The 17,647-nt window shown below is 40.5% G+C and carries 15 protein-coding genes; 8 read left to right on the forward strand and 7 right to left on the reverse strand.

The genetic code is table 11. The features are described 5' to 3' along the window. Nucleotides 1–16: 16 nt before the first annotated feature. A complete protein-coding gene (locus NIES592_RS04965; protein WP_073555311.1) occupies nucleotides 17–3,538 on the reverse strand; it encodes an eIF2A-related protein in 3,522 nt (1,173 codons plus the stop codon). A gap of 546 nt (nucleotides 3,539–4,084) precedes the next feature. On the opposite strand from NIES592_RS04965, the gene NIES592_RS04970 reads away from it, so the two are divergent. Together NIES592_RS04970 and NIES592_RS04975 are read left to right on the forward strand one after the other, a co-directional pair. Then, nucleotides 4,085–4,408: a hypothetical protein gene (locus tag NIES592_RS04970; RefSeq protein ID WP_073555095.1), complete on the forward strand. Its 324-nt coding sequence runs from the start codon at nucleotides 4,085–4,087 to the stop codon at nucleotides 4,406–4,408. A gap of 33 nt (nucleotides 4,409–4,441) precedes the next feature. Continuing rightward, nucleotides 4,442–5,236 (forward strand): hypothetical protein, encoded by a 795-nt coding sequence (locus tag NIES592_RS04975; protein WP_073555096.1) that lies wholly within the window; start codon nucleotides 4,442–4,444, stop codon nucleotides 5,234–5,236. Nucleotides 5,237–5,388: 152 nt separating this feature from the next. Here the strand turns inward: NIES592_RS04975 and NIES592_RS04980 are convergent, their stop codons facing one another. Next, a complete protein-coding gene (locus NIES592_RS04980) occupies nucleotides 5,389–6,969 on the reverse strand; it encodes a photosystem II high light acclimation radical SAM protein (RefSeq protein WP_073555312.1) in 1,581 nt (526 codons plus the stop codon). 627 nt (nucleotides 6,970–7,596) lie between these two features. On the opposite strand from NIES592_RS04980, the gene NIES592_RS04985 reads away from it, so the two are divergent. The 4 genes from NIES592_RS04985 (at nucleotide 7,597) to NIES592_RS05000 (ending at nucleotide 10,893) form a co-directional block, all read left to right on the forward strand. Continuing rightward, nucleotides 7,597–7,989 (forward strand): DUF1830 domain-containing protein, encoded by a 393-nt coding sequence (locus tag NIES592_RS04985; RefSeq protein WP_009456061.1) that lies wholly within the window; start codon nucleotides 7,597–7,599, stop codon nucleotides 7,987–7,989. Between the two features lie 224 nt (nucleotides 7,990–8,213). Further along, on the forward strand, nucleotides 8,214–8,651 hold the full coding sequence (locus tag NIES592_RS04990) for a DUF4079 domain-containing protein (protein ID WP_073555097.1): 438 nt from the start codon (nucleotides 8,214–8,216) through the stop codon (nucleotides 8,649–8,651). A gap of 695 nt (nucleotides 8,652–9,346) precedes the next feature. Continuing rightward, complete coding sequence (locus tag NIES592_RS04995; protein WP_073555098.1) at nucleotides 9,347–9,913, forward strand: hypothetical protein; 567 nt, start codon at nucleotides 9,347–9,349, stop codon at nucleotides 9,911–9,913. A gap of 212 nt (nucleotides 9,914–10,125) precedes the next feature. Then, complete coding sequence (locus NIES592_RS05000; protein WP_062250379.1) at nucleotides 10,126–10,893, forward strand: ABC transporter ATP-binding protein; 768 nt, start codon at nucleotides 10,126–10,128, stop codon at nucleotides 10,891–10,893. 76 nt (nucleotides 10,894–10,969) lie between these two features. Here NIES592_RS05000 and NIES592_RS05005 read toward each other — a convergent pair whose 3' ends face one another. Then, nucleotides 10,970–11,737 carry a response regulator transcription factor gene (locus NIES592_RS05005; protein WP_009456070.1) on the reverse strand — a complete coding sequence of 256 codons (768 nt, stop codon included), beginning with the start codon at nucleotides 11,735–11,737 and terminating at the stop codon, nucleotides 10,970–10,972. A 559-nt stretch (nucleotides 11,738–12,296) separates the two neighbouring features. Between NIES592_RS05005 and NIES592_RS05010 the strand changes: the two genes are divergently transcribed. After that, nucleotides 12,297–12,548: a DUF6761 family protein gene (locus NIES592_RS05010; RefSeq protein ID WP_009456072.1), complete on the forward strand. Its 252-nt coding sequence runs from the start codon at nucleotides 12,297–12,299 to the stop codon at nucleotides 12,546–12,548. A 212-nt stretch (nucleotides 12,549–12,760) separates the two neighbouring features. Here the strand turns inward: NIES592_RS05010 and grxD are convergent, their stop codons facing one another. From grxD to NIES592_RS05025, 3 genes are all read right to left on the reverse strand, one after another. After that, the gene (gene grxD, locus NIES592_RS05015) at nucleotides 12,761–13,084 is read right to left on the reverse strand and encodes a Grx4 family monothiol glutaredoxin (protein ID WP_009456074.1); all 324 of its coding nucleotides are present in this window, start codon (nucleotides 13,082–13,084) and stop codon (nucleotides 12,761–12,763) included. A 171-nt stretch (nucleotides 13,085–13,255) separates the two neighbouring features. Continuing rightward, entirely contained in the window at nucleotides 13,256–13,507 is a 252-nt protein-coding gene (locus NIES592_RS05020; protein ID WP_062243069.1) for a BolA family protein, read from the reverse strand. Between the two features lie 195 nt (nucleotides 13,508–13,702). Then, complete coding sequence (locus NIES592_RS05025; RefSeq protein ID WP_062243071.1) at nucleotides 13,703–14,314, reverse strand: hypothetical protein; 612 nt, start codon at nucleotides 14,312–14,314, stop codon at nucleotides 13,703–13,705. A 298-nt stretch (nucleotides 14,315–14,612) separates the two neighbouring features. On the opposite strand from NIES592_RS05025, the gene NIES592_RS05035 reads away from it, so the two are divergent. Next, nucleotides 14,613–16,715: a S8 family serine peptidase gene (locus NIES592_RS05035; RefSeq protein ID WP_073555099.1), complete on the forward strand. Its 2,103-nt coding sequence runs from the start codon at nucleotides 14,613–14,615 to the stop codon at nucleotides 16,713–16,715. Nucleotides 16,716–16,780: 65 nt separating this feature from the next. Here the strand turns inward: NIES592_RS05035 and NIES592_RS05040 are convergent, their stop codons facing one another. Continuing rightward, nucleotides 16,781–17,554 (reverse strand): lysophospholipid acyltransferase family protein, encoded by a 774-nt coding sequence (locus NIES592_RS05040; protein ID WP_073555313.1) that lies wholly within the window; start codon nucleotides 17,552–17,554, stop codon nucleotides 16,781–16,783. Nucleotides 17,555–17,647: the final 93 nt, after the last annotated feature.

Here is a 17,647-nt window from a genome sequence, read left to right on the forward strand (position 1 = left end):
ATATTCTGTAAAAAACTTAAGCTAAAGCACCCAAAGCTATCAGGGTAGATTTTTGTGCTGTAGTTAAACCATAAGCTCCTGTAATATTCATGCCTTCATATAATCTAGGAGTTTTTAAAGTTTTTAGGCACTCACCTGTTTTGATATCCCAGACTTTTATTGTCTCATCTTGGGAGCCAGTGGCGAGTATCTTGCCTTGAGGACTGAAGGCAACTGATTGCACGGGTTGAGCGTGTCCATAATAAATGCCTACACATTCACCTGTATTAATATCCCATAATCTTACTGACTGGTCTGCACTACCACTGGCTAAGATTTTTCCACAAGGGCTGAAGGCAAGGGAATTTACCCAGCTAGTATGCCCTTCACAAATGTAGAGACATTCACCTGTGTTGATATCCCATAGTCTCACGGTCTGATCGGCACTACCACTAGCCAGAATACAACCAGTCGGACTCTGGACGACACAGAAGACATAATTGCTATGCCCTTTTAATGTCCTCATTTCTATGTCATTGCTAATATGCCAAAGTTTGACTGAGGCGTCTATACTCCCACTGGCTAATGTTTTACCGTCCCTACTAAATGCGACTGTAAATACTCCTTCGCTATGTCCTTGGAAAGTTCTCACCTCTACATTACTACTCACATCCCAAAGCTTTATAGAGTTATCAAAACTGCCACTTGCTATGTTTTTGCTGTCAGGACTAAATGTGACTGAATGTACCCAGTCAGTATGACCTTGATAAGTTTTTAAATATTCTCCTGTGCTAGCGTCCCAAAGTTTAACAGTGGAGTCAAAACTGCCACTTGCCAGGGTTTTTCCGTCATAACTAAATGCTACGGAAAAGACTTGAGAAGTATGACCAGACAAAGTACTTAGGCATTTACCAGTTATGATATCCCACAATCTTACTGTTTTATCGGCATTGCCACTGGCTAATTTTTCACCATCTGGACTAAAAGACACAGAGTATATATTGTTACTATAACCTTTACAAGTTCTGAGGCAAATTCCAGTGTTGGTATCCCATAACTTTACTGTTTGGTCTGTACTCCCACTGGCTACGATATTCCCTTCTGCATGAAATGCTACTGAGGGAACAGTATTAGTGTGTCCAGTATAAGTTTTCAGACAGATACCAGTACTGACATCCCATAGCTTCACTGTTTTGTCGGCACTACCACTAACTAAAGTACTACCATTGGGACTAAATGCAACTGAAAATATTCCGCGAGTATGTCCGGTGAAAGTTTTAATTTCTTGAGCAGTACGAATATTCCAAAGTTTAATGGAACAGTCTAAACTACCACTAGCTAATGTTTTACCATCACAGCTAAAGGCTAATGACAATATGCTGTGATTGTGTACAAGAAAAGTTTTAATTTCTGTGCCACCGTGAACATCCCAAAGTTTAATGGAACAGTCTAAACTACCACTGGCTAATATTTTCCCTTCAGGACTAAAAGCAACAGAAAGTACTTGATTACTATGTCCATAAAAAGTATCGATGCAAGCCGTTGTACTCACATCCCAGAGTTTGACTAGACCATCTAGTCCTGCACTGGCGACAACTTTACCATCTGGACTAAAAGTAACAGAAGATATTCCATGATTATGTCCCGTGTAAGTTCTAATTTCTTTGCCGCTGCTAACATCCCAAATTTTTAATAAAGAGTCAAAACTGCCACTGGCAAGAATATTTCCTTGAGGACTAAAAGCAACGGAAAAGACTTGGTTGGTATGTCCTCTTAAGGTCAGAAGATGCTTTCCTGTTTGCACTTGCCACAAGTAAACATTACCATTGGCATCACCTGTCGCTAACAATTTACCATCTGGACTTAAGGCTAAAGATAACACAGCAACCAAAATCTCAGAAAAAACAGATTTTGTTAAATCTGAATTAGTAAAATTGACATTATGCAATTTTATTCCTTGAAGATTAGCTTGCCAAACCCGAAGCTGAGAAAAGTTGTAACCACTTAAATCTATGTCTAACTGACGTAGCAAATTGATGAGATTGCCACTAATATATCCGGTTTCTCTTAAAGATTCACTCCTTAATGTCGCGAGAATTTTTTGACAGTGATTTTCTATATTTTTGGCAGAGCCAAAACTGGCAAGCAATTTCTCAATTACTGGTAGTAGTATCAAGCAAATTTGACTATCTTTAATATAATCTTTAGCAGTAGCTAAAACCAAAGCATGAGTAGTAAATAATTCCAGTTGCCCGGAAAGTATTTCTGTATAAACTTTCTCGATCAATTGAGCGGTTACGTACTCCATGACAACAGGTTGCTGGGTGAAATAAGCAGCATTTTTTTCAATTAATGACCGCCTTTGCAAACAAGCGATCGCCTGCATAATTTCACTCTGGGGAATGTTGGCAATAAAATTATCTTGTAGTTCTAACAATATAATTGGCTCTCTATTGATAGCAAGCCAGTACATAATATCTTGTTCTAATTTACTCAAACGCTGAAATTGTCTATCTAATAAATCGCGAATATCGTCAAAGACGAATGTACCTTGATTTAAAAATTTTAAAAATTCGGAAATATTACTATCAAAACAATCCCGAATCGCGGAAGCTACAATCTTTAATGCTAAGGGATTTCCTGCATAATGGGAAATCAAAACTTGCCATTCTGTTTCTAAACCAGTAAAAGACCCTTTAGTAGAGAAAATTTCGCGAACAGCACTCAAAGGTAAACCAGTTAGTTGTAAGCTGTGGACAGGTAAATTTTCGCCTTCGGATGTCGCAAATCCTCGCGGTTTTTCACGAGAGGTCAGGATTAAGCAACTGTTGTGGCTTGTATCTGCAATACATTGCAGCATCTGACCATAGCCGGAGTACCCTTGACGATAACCTCCAGTGCGATCGCCACTTTGGAGTACCGCCTCAATATTATCTAAAACAAGCAAACAGCGCCTAGTACGTAGGTAATTCATCAACCGCAAGATTTTTCCATCCAAGCTGCTTGGTAATTGTGTTTCTTGTTGGTTGGAGAAAAAATGAATTACTTCTGCTAAAATCTCTTCTACCAAAGGAGCGTTACGAAGACTTCGCCAAATAATAAAATCAAATTCATTTTGAAGTTGCTGTACTAATTTGGCAGCAAGAGCAGTTTTACCGATTCCACCCATGCCTAACAATAACAGCAAACGGCAGTTATCTTGAACAATCCATTGTTTGAGGGTATGCAATTCCTCTGTACGACCAAAGAAAATCGATACATCGGGTGCTTCTCCCCAATCCTGCTGTCCGTTGCGTTCAACAATTTCGTTCCAGTTCAATCCTAAAACTTGACAGTAAGCTTTAAAAGCTCCAGCATTAATAGGCACTTTTCCTGCTAAAAAACGCTTCCAAGTTCCTTCAGAAATTCCCTCAGCAAGAAAACCCTCTGCTTCCGAATCTGTTCCTAAAACTTTACTTGCTTGCTGAAGCCATCTAGGGTTGTCGATTGTCCAGCCTTTTTCAATTCTTGCTTGTTTAATTTTCGCTCTTCCATACACAGATGCTTTGAGAGTAGACATAATTATTGCAAAAGAATACTTTTGCGATCGCATATCTATTTAGAAATCAAGTTTTTATTTGCTATTTACGTAAAATTTCAATTGTCAAGATCAGTTCTTATAACTGCTGCTGATCCGAAACCGATCTTGTGACATTTAGGTAAAGTAAGCCACCTTAAAAATGTAGAAAGTCAAGTTGGTGTAGCCAAAGCCGATTAGCTACAGGAGCTTTCTCACCTTTACTAACAAATGCATTTACAGCAGATTTCAACTCTTTGTGAGGTACAGAATATCCCACCCGCAAGCCGTGTATACACAAGTTGGATTTACCCCCCTTAATCCCCCCGATATTCGGGGGGAAACAAAAGATCCAGTTCCCTCTCCTTTACAAGGGGAGGGTTAGGGTGGGGTAAAACCAGGATTCATAAGCTATTTCAGACTTGTGTGTACACCGTAGCCCCGCAAGCGGGAAGGGTTAGAGAGGAGTGCAAACACGGGTGAGACAGAACCTTGTAAAGCAAATCTTTCTGATTCAAAACCCAATGATTCTATTCAGTCAGTTAAACCATGAAATTTCCAAAACAGTCCATTCCTTTTGTCGTAGCTACTGTTTTAGCTGTCTCCGCTTCCGCAGCCTACTCTCAAACTCAGGTGATTCAAACGCCTAATACTGGAAATACAGTCCCAGTAAACCCTATTGGATCTAATGATTTGTCTTCCCAGCCAAGTCAATCATATCCAAGAGAACTTTGCGACTTTCCTTATTTTTGTCTTCCATATCCTTCTAAAGAACCCTATGCAGTATGCAAACCTTATGCTGTCCAAGGTTCAAATGGACCTCTGTTATTCTATCGCTGCTACTATGCTGTACCCAAACTCCACACTCAGTAAACTTTGAATCGCTTAAGAACACGGATTCAGACCATGAAGCGAAGAATTAGAATCTTGGCAATTTTTATTGTCACTGTTGCTATTTTTGTAGTCACAAATTTAGCAGTAAGTAATGTGTATGTTCCCATAGCACAAGCACGGGATGCTGTAGAGGATGTTCCAGAGACTCAAAATCCTACACCTGAACCCGGTGTTTTGCGTAACCTTCCCAGTGATGCTGTAGAACAAAAAATAGATACAAACCAAACTATTACTCAACCACCATCAACTCAGGCACAAAGTGGAGATTTGGCTTGTAATAACGATAACTTTACTTCTTCAATAGCAGGTGGATTTTTATCAAATAATCCATTTATCAGGACAGACAAAACACCTAATAATTATTCTGCTTTCAAAACAGACTGTCTTAATCCTGCTGCTAGTGGACAGTGTTGGGGACAACCCCGTTATCGTTACTACGCTAGATGGAACAATATTAAAGAATGGCGGGGGAAAATTTGTGCTAAGTCAGTACAAAATACTTACAACAATCATGTAGTCTCTTATCAAAGTTCATCTGATTCATCTTGCCCAATTGGAGGACAAAATTATTGTCAGATATACTACGGTCCTATTATTAGTTTCCAAGTAAAGGGACATAATGAATCGGAAAATCAGTGGAGATCGATAGAGAAAGATGGAAAATTAGCCTCCTATGAAATTCCCGCAAACGAAAGGAGGTGGTATCACTGGGCATGGAAGACATCCCAACCTAGCGACTTCCGTCTAGCAGTTAGATATGCTAAACCTTACGATGAATTTGATTTTATGATGGATAAGAAGATGTAGAGTAGAGACAGGCAAAAGATTTTTTCAAAGGGAACCCACGTTTTTAAACATGGGAGCGAATTAGGTTAATTACGAACACAGATGCACACAGATGAACACCGATTTTATCGGTGTTCATCTGTGTTAGTTTTATTAAAAATAGACTTTTGCTATCAAACACCCACCAATTGTTTTGGTTTTGTTTCGATGGGTGCAGAAAGTGCTTCTTCTAGTTCAGCACACCCTAGTCTTTCCTCTAATATTTTCATAACTTCGCGTCCAAAGTCGTTGGGGTTTTGTTGCCAAGCTTGTAAGCAGACTTCGCCAAAGAAGGAACCAAGGGGTTCGGGGTTCCACAGCATCTTTTGGACAGTCCAAGGTGTGATGTTCATCGGATCGTACCCTGGTTTGAGAATATTTTCTTTGAAAGCATATTCTTCTAGGCGGGTGTGGGGTTGCAATCCGATAAAGAAGATGGCAGGTTCGACTTTATCTGCACCAAAAATCCGTTCTAGTTCGCGGTGGTAGGCAATAGTTTGACGAATTGTTTCTGGACGTTCGTCAATCACATTAAAAGAATAATTCACTGAAACTAAGTCGTTAAACCCAGCGGCTTTTAAATCCCGACAGTTTTGTAAAACAGTACGGAGATTGTAGCCCATCCGCATTTTCCGCACCAATTCTTGGGAACCGCTGGTGATACCGATTTCAAAGTAGTTCATTCCGGTTTTCACCATCAATTCACATAACTCGGGTGTGAGGTTATCAGCCCGAATATATGCTGCCCAGTGAATGTCTGTCATTCCCGAATCGACGATTTTTTGTAAGAGTTCAACCGCATCATCGATAAATTTGCGGGCGGGGATAAATTGGGCATCGGTAAACCAGAAATTGCGAACACCGCGGTCATATAATTGTCGCATTTCGGCAACGACTTCATCGGCGGGATTAATGCGTACTTGCTTACCTTCAACAACGGTGTAAACACAATAGCAACAGTTGTGAGGACAGCCGCGTTTGGTTTGGACACCAATGTAAAAGTCTCCGTCTTGCAGGTAATATTTAAACTCTGGCCAGATTGTTTCGATATATTCGTAGTTACAAGCGGTTTTCTCTAATGGTGTGGGTTGTTCATGAATGAGGCGATCGCGTGGTTTTTCTTCGCCAACAACATAACACCTTTCATCCCGAAATTCTTGTCCGCTCAGTAGTTTTGTCAGCAAAGTTTCGCCTTCACCCACAGAGACAATAGTCCCTTTTGGTAAGCTTTTGCCTAGTTGTTCGTAAAAGACGCTGACTGCACCACCACCGACAATTACACGAGCATTAGGGTGATAACGTTGAGCGCGTTTGATACCCCGCTTTAGTAAGCCTAGATTCCGCCACAGTTCGCCGTAGTATCCTGATGCAATCCGCAGCAAACCCATTGCTCCCTGTAGCTTGAGAAATGGATTGCGGGAGTAGAAAAACTCAAAGGTATACTGTAGTGGATTACCGCCACGTCCACCTACTGGTGCATAAATTTGAATATCCCGCCATGAGAATACTAGCAGTGTCGGCTGAAATTCATCGATACAGCGATCTAGGGCTTTAGCATAATCTAGAGGTGGCACTGTTCCTAAATCAAAGATCCGCTGTTCAATGTTAGGAAACTGTTTGTGGACATGATCGCTAAGATATACAACCCCAATAGGAAAGATGGGGTTACAAGGAAGGCGAACATAGAGAATCCTGTTGAATGTTTTAGCTTCCATCTTGCCGATTGTCTGGGGTAAAAGAGCAAATTTTGGTTCTGTAATCGGTTTGTTTTGATTTTTGTCTTCTATCACAATCGTACTTGACATTAATGACGATTATTGGTAGAGACATTTTTTAAATGATGAGCAAAATAGCTAATATTGTCCGGTATCACAAATGCATAGCATAAGTTAAGTTTTATGAAAGTAATATATCTATAGCTTTACAATAACATTGAGTTCATTCTGTAAGCGATAAGCTGCACTTGATACGTCTGAGCAGGAAAAATAAAAAATAAGTCTTAAGGTTAATGTAAAGTAACTAGACAGTTTTTAATGAATGGAATCACGCAATCAACAGGAGAAAAAAGTGTAAGTTATTTGCTTTGTCCTGATCCCAATGTCCATAAGAGTTACACCTGATTGATTTACCTCTAAATTATTGATGAATTGTTCACGCATAATGTATAATTGCGATAAAAGCATAGATTTTTACGAAAATTTCATAAGTAAAGTCTGTATTTCTTTAGGTAGAAATAATTTAGAAAACTTCAGTTGGTAGTCGGGGTTACAGCAACTGGGGATCACTCAGTGTTAGCGTTGCATATGTAAGATAAAAATGTGGCGTAAAGCTCCTCAGCAGTTATGGCTCAAATATTAGATCCTCTACCACCGGAGCAATCGGGAAAGATTCTCTGCTGTTACGTAAATGCCACGAGCAAAATCCAGGTGGCTCGCATCTCTAACATTCCTAACTGGTACTTTGAAAGGGTTGTTTTCCCTGGACAAAGGCTAGTGTTTGAAGCACCCGTTGAAGCTCAACTTGAAATTCATACGGGTATGATGGCAAGTGCAATTTTGTCGGATAGAATTCCGTGCGATCGCCTTGCACTCAACGAACCTAGCAGTTATGAGTTGGAAGGCTCAGAACAAGCAAGTGACTCTATCAATAAAAAAACGATGGCACAGCCAATTAATACAAGAACCGAAGATACAACAAAACCCTTAACAGTAGCTGGTTTCGTATCCGTTGATTAAGAAAATTCATTTAATTTCTGGCAGGGTTGCATCATTTAGCAGCCCTTTTTCATTTATAGTCATTTGTTATTGGTCATTGATTAGTGGTTAGTGGTTAGTGGTTAGTGGTTAGTGGTTAGTAGTTAGTACTATTTCTCCACCTCTGACACTTCTCACACTTCTCACACTTCTCACACTTCCCCCATCTCCCCACCTCCCCACCTCCTCATCTACAATCATTAATTATGGATCTACCTTCATTTTTGTGGTTGTGGAGAATAGCAGCGTGGTCAATGGGTTTGTCGCTAGTAGCCTATGTGCTATTAGCGCTCATCGGTATACGTATACTTTGTGCCAGAACGTTGTGGCAAAGAGAATCAAGCTGGTTGCGCTCTCTCCACTATAAAATTGGTATCTGCCTGGTCAGCTTGGTATTATTATTACTACTGATTGGAATTGTTGGTACTTACGGTCACTTTGGTTCTTTAGGACACTCACAGCACCTCTGGGCTGGATTAACGACTGTGATGTTAGTTTTATTATCAGCTGGGAGTGCTACACAAATTGGTGTTGGACATCCTTGGGCTAGACGTATTCACATCGGCGCTAATATTGCCATATTCTTTGCTTTTGCTTGGGTATCAATAACTGGTTGGAGTGTGGTGCAAAAGTATTTACCTTAATATCATTTTCCCTTGGTAATTGAGATATGACCTAATAGTTGCGATCGCTTTATTGAAACACTTTTCAACTAGATAAAATCAAACTAAATCTTGGCAATAAGCCAAACGAGTTACTCCTATTGGTGCTTAGGATATTCAAATTGTCGCTATTGCTTTAGCAAACGACTTGACCTTAGTAACTTATGATGTAGCTGAATTTAGTCGTGTCGATGAGTTAAAATTAGAGATTGGGAAGCAAAAAGTGATAGTTAATCTCCCTGAAGTGCGATCGCTCTGTTAACGAACGATCACATCTCCATGGCTGAATTTCATGAGTAAAAATAAATTCTTGAATCTCTTGTCTTTCTCAATAAAACTCCAACCCCAGAAGCCTCAATTAACAGCCTCATGGCACAGTTACACTCAAAACGCTGTTTGTTAGTTGTTGATAACATCGAATCAATCTTGTCAGGTCGAAAAAGATTATGGGGTAGCGGGAGGGATAATAATTAGTCGAACACAGATGAACACAGATGAACACGGATGTAGACGCACCCTAGGGCGGCTTCCCCTAGGGTACACAGATGGTTTTTGCCTGGACTGGCTGTCTTTTTTATCGGTGTGCATCGGTGTTCGCTTTTCACACCCTCGTTATGAGCTATTAACCCATAGAATTCTAGCTAGTATATAGTTAAAGTTAACAATTGTAATGAGCCGTGACAGCAAACTCAGATAATACCTCGCCTGCAATTTTTCGCCTATCTCCTCTAATTCGCATTACGCTTTTAAGTTTATATGTAGCCCTAACCCTACCTTTACCTTTTCTAGCTGAAGTCACAAATGCACCTATTCCACCAAAGTTACTTTGGTTAGGGATTACCATTGGTTTAGTTGGCTTGTATGCAGTGTTAACAGAACGTGTAATTTTAGATGACCAAGGAATTCAGGTAACTTATCCAAATTGGGTTCCACGTTTTTTTCGTAAAGGTTGGTCGTTACCTTGGTCGGAAGCCGAACAGTTAAAACCCCGCACAACCGGACAAGGAGGACTAGTTTACTATTTTCTCAGCAAAGACGGAAAAGCTTATTTATTGCCCATGCGTGTGGCAGGTTTTGCTCGGATGATAAAACTGGTACAACAAAAGACAGGTATTGATACCAGTGATGTCTATCCTTTAGCACAGCCATGGATGTATTTAATTTTACTATTATTTACAGTAATATTACTTTTGATAGATGCTTGGACTATTTTGATTAGTCTAAATCAGGGTAATTTAAGTTAAAAATAAATGTAAAAAAGAGTCTAAGAACTAGCGGTGATATAAATACTATAATAACCATCAATAAGCAACCACCACTTAGCCACAAACGGAAAGTTTATCTGTGTCTATCTGTGTGCATCTGTGTTCATCTGTGGTCGATTTCTAAAACCATAGATATTTGTCACAGTTTCAATTCACATCAGGCATAATTCATAATTGATTAAAGGTTGAATTTGGAAACTTTGCCGACAGCAAAACTAAGACTAGAAAAAGTTAGTCTTTATACAACTTTACAGGGTAAACAGCAGGGATACCCAATATTACAGGATATCTCCTTTGAGGTATTTGAGGGCGATCGCATTGCCATTGTCGGGCCATCCGGCGCGGGAAAAACTTATTTATTACGCCTCCTCAACCGTTTGAGTGAACCTACTAGCGGCAAAATTTATTTAGCTCATCAGGAATACCGTCAAATACCCGTTTTACAGTTACGTGCTTGTGTGACACTGCTTCTCCAAGAGTCAAAACTGCTAGGAATGACAGTCAAAGAAGCTTTGGAGTATCCTCTAGTTTTACGTGGTTTGCCGAAACAGACTATTCAGAAAAGACTCAGTAACTGGATAGAACAGCTGCACATACCCGATGACTGGTTAGGAAAAATGGAAGTGCAACTTTCTGCTGGACAGCGGCAATTAATTGCGATCGCCCGGGCATTAATCATTCAACCACAAATTTTATTATTAGATGAACCTACCTCTGCCTTGGATGTGGGTACTGCTTCTCGTGTGATGGCAATTCTTAATCAATTAGCCCAAAGTCGTCAAACTACAGTTTTAATGGTAAATCATCAGCTAGAAATGGCTGAACTATTTTGCGATCGACTGTTGCACTTACAACAGGGACAGCTAATGGCAAATCAAAGTGCTACTGATATAAACTGGGCTAAGTTACGAGAAAGCTTGATACAGGCAGAAACACAAATTGCTGAAGAATGGAGTTAGTTGATAGTTGATAGTTGTTAGTTGTTGATGCATTTTTCCAAACAACAAACAACAAACAACATCCAACAAACAACTATTACCTTTGACTACTCAATGTTGAAGGTTGATTGTTGAATCTTTCTGCTGTTAACTTTGTCAGTGATTGTGGCAAATTGGTATTCAAAATCTCCATGTTAAACCGATATCCTACATTACGGATGGTTTGAATTAAGCTAGGTTGTCGCGGATCAAGTTCTACTTTTTTCCGCAGCGATAAAACGTGAGTATCAATGGTACGAGGATTATCAATTGCATCAGGCCAGGCACGCCGCAGCAATTCCGACCTACTCAAGGGTACTCCTCCTGCTTGTGCTAAAACATATAACAAACTAAATTCCTGTGGTGTTAAATCTATAAATTCTCCTTGGAAACGGACACGGCGTTGCACTAAATCTATTTGCAATGTTCCATAATCGAGATAAGCTGGGGCAACAGGTGTACGGTTGCGGCGTATTAGCGCCTCTACCCGTGCTAAAAATTCCTGCATTCCAAATGGCTTGGTCAGGTAATCATCTGCCCCCGCCTTCAAGCCAGCAACAATATCAGCTTCATTACTACGGGCAGATAGCATTAAGATTAATGGCTGCTGCTGACGATGCAACCATCGGCAAAACTCAATGCCATCTCCATCTGGCAAGTCGGCATCTAAAATGACTAGTGTCGGATGGTGAGTTAGAAAAACTTCCCTGGCTTGATAAACACTTGCAGCTTGATGCACCCGATAGTCCAGTTGTTGCAAGTGCCAGCCAAGCAACGACCTCAGATGGGGATTTCCCTCTACGATTTCAATACAAACCGAACCCACGGTGGCAAGACCCCTTAGCGTGCATGACTTTCAAAGTAACAAAGCCTATGTCTTGGGTTTTGTAACCCTTGTTACTTCAATTGCCAATAATTTTTAATTTAATCATGCACAAGTTGCCAATGCATTAAACTAAAAGCCTTATCTCAAGGTCGGTTGGTAACATTCTTAAATTTTTGTTATAATCATTAAAAATTTTTTTAGTTAGCTATTCCATTGGGTATAAGGCTGTCACTTACCAAAAAAGTAACTGCGCTAGTTCGTTGATTACCAACAAAAAACTTCGTCTGTTTGAAAACAACAGACATTGCCAGGCACAAACAACAGCCAAGTACGTCAGCTAATGTAAAAGCGTTGTTTTGATAGCCAAATATAAAAATAACTTACCGACCCATTCAAATTCATGTTTTTCTGGAATAGGATCAGTTTAGGTTGTAGCTCAAGCAGGGGTATTACCTACAGCAGAAGATAGGGATTTTAAATAAGTGTCAAACTGAAACGTACTTCACATTTCAGCTTGAATAATTTACAATTCTCATTCCAAAGAGATTTTTACAGCAGTATGCTCCAAGACACACAAACCATCCGCTATTACCAAAGACTCACTGACGCCTTCGTCGAGTTATGGAATCGCGGTTATCGCACTGATGATATGCGGATGTATTTGGATGGTTATCTAGCCGCACTGCGACATGGTAACGCCATTGAGCCTTATTTGATCCATCGCCTAGAGGAGGAAGCTACCCGCTATTTATACGATGTATCGAACTTCACAATGACGCAACCAGAGCCAGAGCCAGACTACTACAAGTGACTTTCAGTCAGTCACAAGATGCTCACTCCTGATTGACGCAGACAATTATAGCACGTTGTCTGCCCTAGTCAATGATGCTGGCGGTGTGAAATTTGGAGATTTTTGAGCAATAATCCCCTCTGTGGCGTTTCGGCTTTTCGACAGGGGGGATTTTTAGTACTTGGGGATTGGGGATCGGGTGTGGTTAATAACCACCAACTACCAACAAATGACTAAGAAGCTAAAGCCACTTCTACCATTTGCTGCAATTCACCCTTTTGATAAAGTTCGATCATGATGTCTGACCCACCAACAAATTCCCCGTTAATATAAACTTGGGGAATTGTCGGCCAGTTGGAATATTCTTTGATTCCCTGGCGGAGTTCGTAGTCGTCCAAAATATTCACAGTCTCAAAGGGAACTCCTAATGTGTTTAAAATCTGTACCACATTGTTGGAAAAACCACACATGGGCATTAATTTGGTTCCCTTCATAAAAACCAAAATTTTGTTTTCTTTGAGTAAATTATCAATTCTTTCTTTTAGTTCTGGTGTCATAGTATTCGTGTTCCTACTCTCTATATTTGCTTGTGGTTGGTAGTTGGTTGTTGGTGCGTAGATAGTTGTTCGATTGACACGCCTTTACTTGGCTACTATAAAGAAGAGCTATGCCTTACAGTGCAGCGTAGAACAAACAACAATCAACAATTAACAATCAACAATCAACCATTAACTATTATTAGCAAATGCTTCTGGTGTATATGTTTTCAGTGCTAAAGCATGAATTGCTTCAGTGGACATAGCTTGTCGTAAAGCACCGTAAATTAACTGGTGTTGCTGCACTAATCTTTTACCTGCGAACTGCGATGAAACTACTGTCACTTGGTAGTGATCACCACCACCAGTCAAGTCTTGTACTTGAACTTGGGCATCTGGCAATTCCGCCTTGATCATTTCCTCAATCTGTTGCGGACTAATCATCGCGATTCCTAATCAAACTTCTTTTCTATTATTATCAATAATGACGCTAATACATTGCCAATCTGCGAGTTTCTAGAAGACTGAGTGTCAATACTGTTCACAAACAAAAATATCCTAGCATTTAGACGCCTAAAAATCCGCCCACCTGCTGGCGGCGGTCTATTAGAGGAATTAATGGTAGGTATTATTTTTTAATTATTTCTTTTGCTGAGACGAAGAAGAGGTGTTGCTTCCTCCTCTTGGGAAAGGTGCATCCACAAAACCCAACTCAAGTAATTGCTGATAAGCTTTCTTTCCTAAATCCCGTGTGGGGTTTTGACTTTTGATAATTTGAACCAACAAAGGCACTGCTAATTCTGGCTTATTTTGCGCCCGATGTACTAATGCTAGTTGATAAGTGGCTTCATCGCGCATTTGGGCTGTTTCTAGTGCCAGTTTGCGCTGGGAATCAGCTACTCTATTGTCAATTCCAGCAAAGCTGGAGTTTAATTCCTGATAGAAATTTGATAGCTGATTAAAAACTAATCTTGCCTCCTGAAGTTTCTTAGCGGCGACATCATAGTTTTGAGAATTGACAGCTTGAGAGGCTTCTGCCATCAAGCGCTTACCACCATCAACACTTAAAATGCTATTATTTTGGACTGTTGGACGTAGGGTATTGGGGTTGTTAGGGTCTATAGGTTGTGCTTGGTTGGGAATGTTTATAATCTGTGCTTGTTGAGCATGAACAGGTAACAGCAGACCAAAGGCTGTTATGACTGATAAAAAAGTGAAGCGAATCAAGGGAACATTAGCTAAAGACTTCATGGGATAAATTTATGCAACAACTTAACAAAAAAGGATAGAAACTTCGGGTATCTTAACTCTGTTTTGGACTTTAACAAAATAAAGCCACAAAATAGACTTTTTGCAGAAGCCGGAAAAGGGACAAGGGAAAAAGGCATTTAGAAACTTTTTTCCTTTAGTTTTTAAGCTTTTCCCATCTGTGGCAAAAGTTCCTTTTGCAACAGGTCTACTACAGTTTCTCCGATCTAAAACGAAAATCGGTGAAATCATGTTCCCATTATTTCCTGACAGTAGCTTAACAGTAGCTTGAATCACTACTATGAACGATCGCCTAAATTCCTCTGATTATCCTCCCACAGATATACCTACTAGTAGCCAAGGATTCATCTTACAACGTGGTGGCGAAGAATTAATCTTAGAAAAAGTGAGCGATCGCTTTACTGTCCGTCCTCAGGATAATTTGTCACCGCAAGATTTATCTCAGGCAAATTGGGGTAATTGGCGTCGCAATATTCCCAAAGCACAGCTAGCATTATTCGCTGTTCCACCTTCCCAGCTAGAAGGGGCTATGTCTGTGGCGCGGGCTTCTGACGATGTGGCGTTTGCTAGTCATGTTTATCAAATCAAAGATAGTCCTAGCACCAGAGTTTATCTGACTGACCAAATCACAATTCAATTCGCCACTTGGGTAGACAGTAGCACTATTAATGCGATCGCCACTAAATTTGGTTTAATCCAGCAAAAATCTGTTCCTAGTATTCCTAACACTTTTGTTTTCATTGTCGGTAAACAAGCACAGGCAAACCCTATTAAAATTTCTAATCAATTAATTGCATTACCAGAAGTTGTAGTTGCTGAGCCTAATATCATCACCCATCAGCAATCCCATTATCAACCCCGTGACCCCCTCTATCCCCAACAATGGTATCTCAACCACAACGGCGGAAATCAATTAGCTAATGGTTCTCATATATCTGTAGACAAAGCTTGGGATATCACTCGCGGTATTCGTTCGGTTGTCGTGGCGGTAGTAGATGATTCCTTTGATTTAAATCATCCAGATTTTCAAGGTAGCGGCAAAATTGTTGCCCCTAGAGACTTAAAAGAAAACGACTTTTTACCCTTACCCAATGAAAAAGAAGCCAGTCACGGTACAGCTTGTGCAGGCATCATCTTAGCAGAAGAAAATGGTACAGGTATTGCTGGGGTTGCACCCGGTTGTGCTTTCATGCCAATTCGCAGCACAGGGTTTTTAGATGATGAGTCAATAGAAGATATTTTCAATTGGGCGGTCGAAAAAGGAGCAAGTATAATTTCTTGCAGTTGGGGAGCATCAGCAATTTACTTTCCCCTTTCTTTACGCCAACGCGCTGCTATTACCCGCGCTGCTACCAAAGGACGTAATGGTAAAGGCTGTGTTATTTTCTTTTCCGCAGGCAATGCCAATCGCCCAGTCAGTGGAACTGTGAATGAACAAGGTTGGCAGAAAGATTTAGTCAAAGGAAATACTAAGTGGCTCAGTGGATTTGCTGTGCATCCTGATGTAATTACGGTATCTGCTTCCACAAGCTTGAATAAAAAAGCTGCTTATAGTAACTGGGGAAATAATATTTCTGTGTGTGCGCCTAGTAACAATGCTTTACCAGGGATGTGGTTTCAAGACCAGGGTTACGTATACACTCAACCAAGCATCAACACAGCACTATCTGGACGAGGAATATTGACAACCGATCAAATAGGGGCTGCTGGCTACGACCCAGGTAACTTTACTAGCAACTTTGGCGGTACTTCTAGTGCTACCCCTGTGGTTGCAGGAGTAGCAGCATTGGTTTTGTCAGTGAATCCTGACTTAACTGCTAAAGAAGTCAAACGTATTTTAGAAGAAACCGCCGATAAAATTGTTGACCTGGAACCAGACCCCCAATTAAAGATGCGTTATGGTACTTATGATGAGAATGGCCATTCGCAATGGTTCGGCTATGGAAAGGTGAATGCTTGGCGGGCGGTACAAGCAGCCCAAAAACTTCGTACAGCCACATTTAGCACAACTGGGATTTTGAGAGGAGAGAACACTAATAAAGTCGCGATTCCAGACAATGACAAACAGGGAATTAAAAGTGCGATCGCGATAACTGATTCTAGCCTAGTCAAAGATATTCAAGTCAGCGTCAATATTACCCATGATTTTTTAGGTGATTTAGAAATTTACTTAATAGCCCCTAATAATCACCTCGTGCTACTGCAAAATCGCACCTTGGGTCGTCGCATTCAATTGGAAGCAACTTACACCGTGCGATCGCATCCAGTCCTGCAACAGTTATTATCTTTACCAGCTAAAGGACGTTGGCAATTGTGGGTCATTGACTATGCATTAAAAGATACAGGGAAACTCAACAGTTGGGAATTAATTTTGGGAATTTAGTTATTGGTTAATGGATAGTGGTTAGTGGTAAACAACCAACTACTAACTACTAACTACTAACAAAATTACAAATTTGGCATTTCTGCAAACGTATGAGCAGTAATTATTGATTCATGATGGCTTAATTCTTTAAGTGCATTTGCTAAATCAGCTGTCAGACATTTAGCATCTTGTTTTACAGAACCATTGATATAATCCGCTACCTTAATCGCAGACCCAATGTGAATGCTAACATCGGTACCCCACTCGGGGTAAGGATGGCTGTAGTTGATACTAACAGGTAAAATTTTGACTCCTAAATCTGGGTGGCTAGATTCAGCAGTTAAAGCCAAACGAGCAATTCCAGACTTGAGGGGATGAAGTTCACCATCACGAAAAATATTGCCTTCAGGATAAATAACTAACATTTCTCCGCGCTGAAGTAATTCTACTGCATGGCGAAGAGTAGTGATCGATGGGCGTTGTGGATCTACAGGAAAACCTCCTAAGCGTCGCACAAACCAACCCTGCAAACCTTGACATTCATTAATAGTCACCATAAAGCGCAGGTCACGACCTGTAACACAACGACCAGTCGCGTAGGGTAACAGTAGTGAATCCCAGCGCGCGCGATGGGTAGGTGCAAGGATAACAGGACCTTTTGCAGGGATATTTTCTTGTCCGGTAATTCTAATCTGACCAAAAAATAAAGGTAGAAAATGATGGCCCAAGAAATAGGCCAAAGGCGTTAACCAGGGAGACAGCCATGAAGTACTAGTAGAAATCCCCGTCTCACCATTGGCTGGAGAATGGGCTAATGTTGGATGGTAGATCTGATCTTCGGAAGAGTGAAGTTCCATGATGAGGGTGGCAACTGACTGTAGGGTAGAAAATGTAATCAAAATAGGAATTAGATACACCGTAGATTTTCTTCCTAAAGTTGTGTTGTTGCA

Source organism: Fischerella major NIES-592, assembly GCF_001904645.1.
Lineage (GTDB): Bacteria > Cyanobacteriota > Cyanobacteriia > Cyanobacteriales > Nostocaceae > Fischerella > Fischerella thermalis.

Bases quoted from the DNA above. Each gene is read 5' to 3' on its own strand.
- NIES592_RS04965 (WP_073555311.1), bottom strand. From the start codon at position 3,538: ATGTCTACTCTCAAAGCATCTGTGTATGGAAGAGCGAAAATTAAACAA.
- NIES592_RS05040 (WP_073555313.1), bottom strand. From the start codon at position 17,554: ATGGAACTTCACTCTTCCGAAGATCAGATCTACCATCCAACATTAGCC.
- NIES592_RS04990 (WP_073555097.1), top strand. From the start codon at position 8,214: ATGGATCTACCTTCATTTTTGTGGTTGTGGAGAATAGCAGCGTGGTCA.
- grxD (WP_009456074.1), bottom strand. From the start codon at position 13,084: ATGACACCAGAACTAAAAGAAAGAATTGATAATTTACTCAAAGAAAAC.
- NIES592_RS05020 (WP_062243069.1), bottom strand. From the start codon at position 13,507: ATGATTAGTCCGCAACAGATTGAGGAAATGATCAAGGCGGAATTGCCA.
- NIES592_RS04985 (WP_009456061.1), top strand. From the start codon at position 7,597: ATGGCTCAAATATTAGATCCTCTACCACCGGAGCAATCGGGAAAGATT.
- NIES592_RS05025 (WP_062243071.1), bottom strand. From the start codon at position 14,314: ATGAAGTCTTTAGCTAATGTTCCCTTGATTCGCTTCACTTTTTTATCA.
- NIES592_RS05010 (WP_009456072.1), top strand. From the start codon at position 12,297: ATGCTCCAAGACACACAAACCATCCGCTATTACCAAAGACTCACTGAC.
- NIES592_RS04975 (WP_073555096.1), top strand. From the start codon at position 4,442: ATGAAGCGAAGAATTAGAATCTTGGCAATTTTTATTGTCACTGTTGCT.
- NIES592_RS05035 (WP_073555099.1), top strand. From the start codon at position 14,613: ATGAACGATCGCCTAAATTCCTCTGATTATCCTCCCACAGATATACCT.
- NIES592_RS04970 (WP_073555095.1), top strand. From the start codon at position 4,085: ATGAAATTTCCAAAACAGTCCATTCCTTTTGTCGTAGCTACTGTTTTA.
- NIES592_RS04980 (WP_073555312.1), bottom strand. From the start codon at position 6,969: ATGGAAGCTAAAACATTCAACAGGATTCTCTATGTTCGCCTTCCTTGT.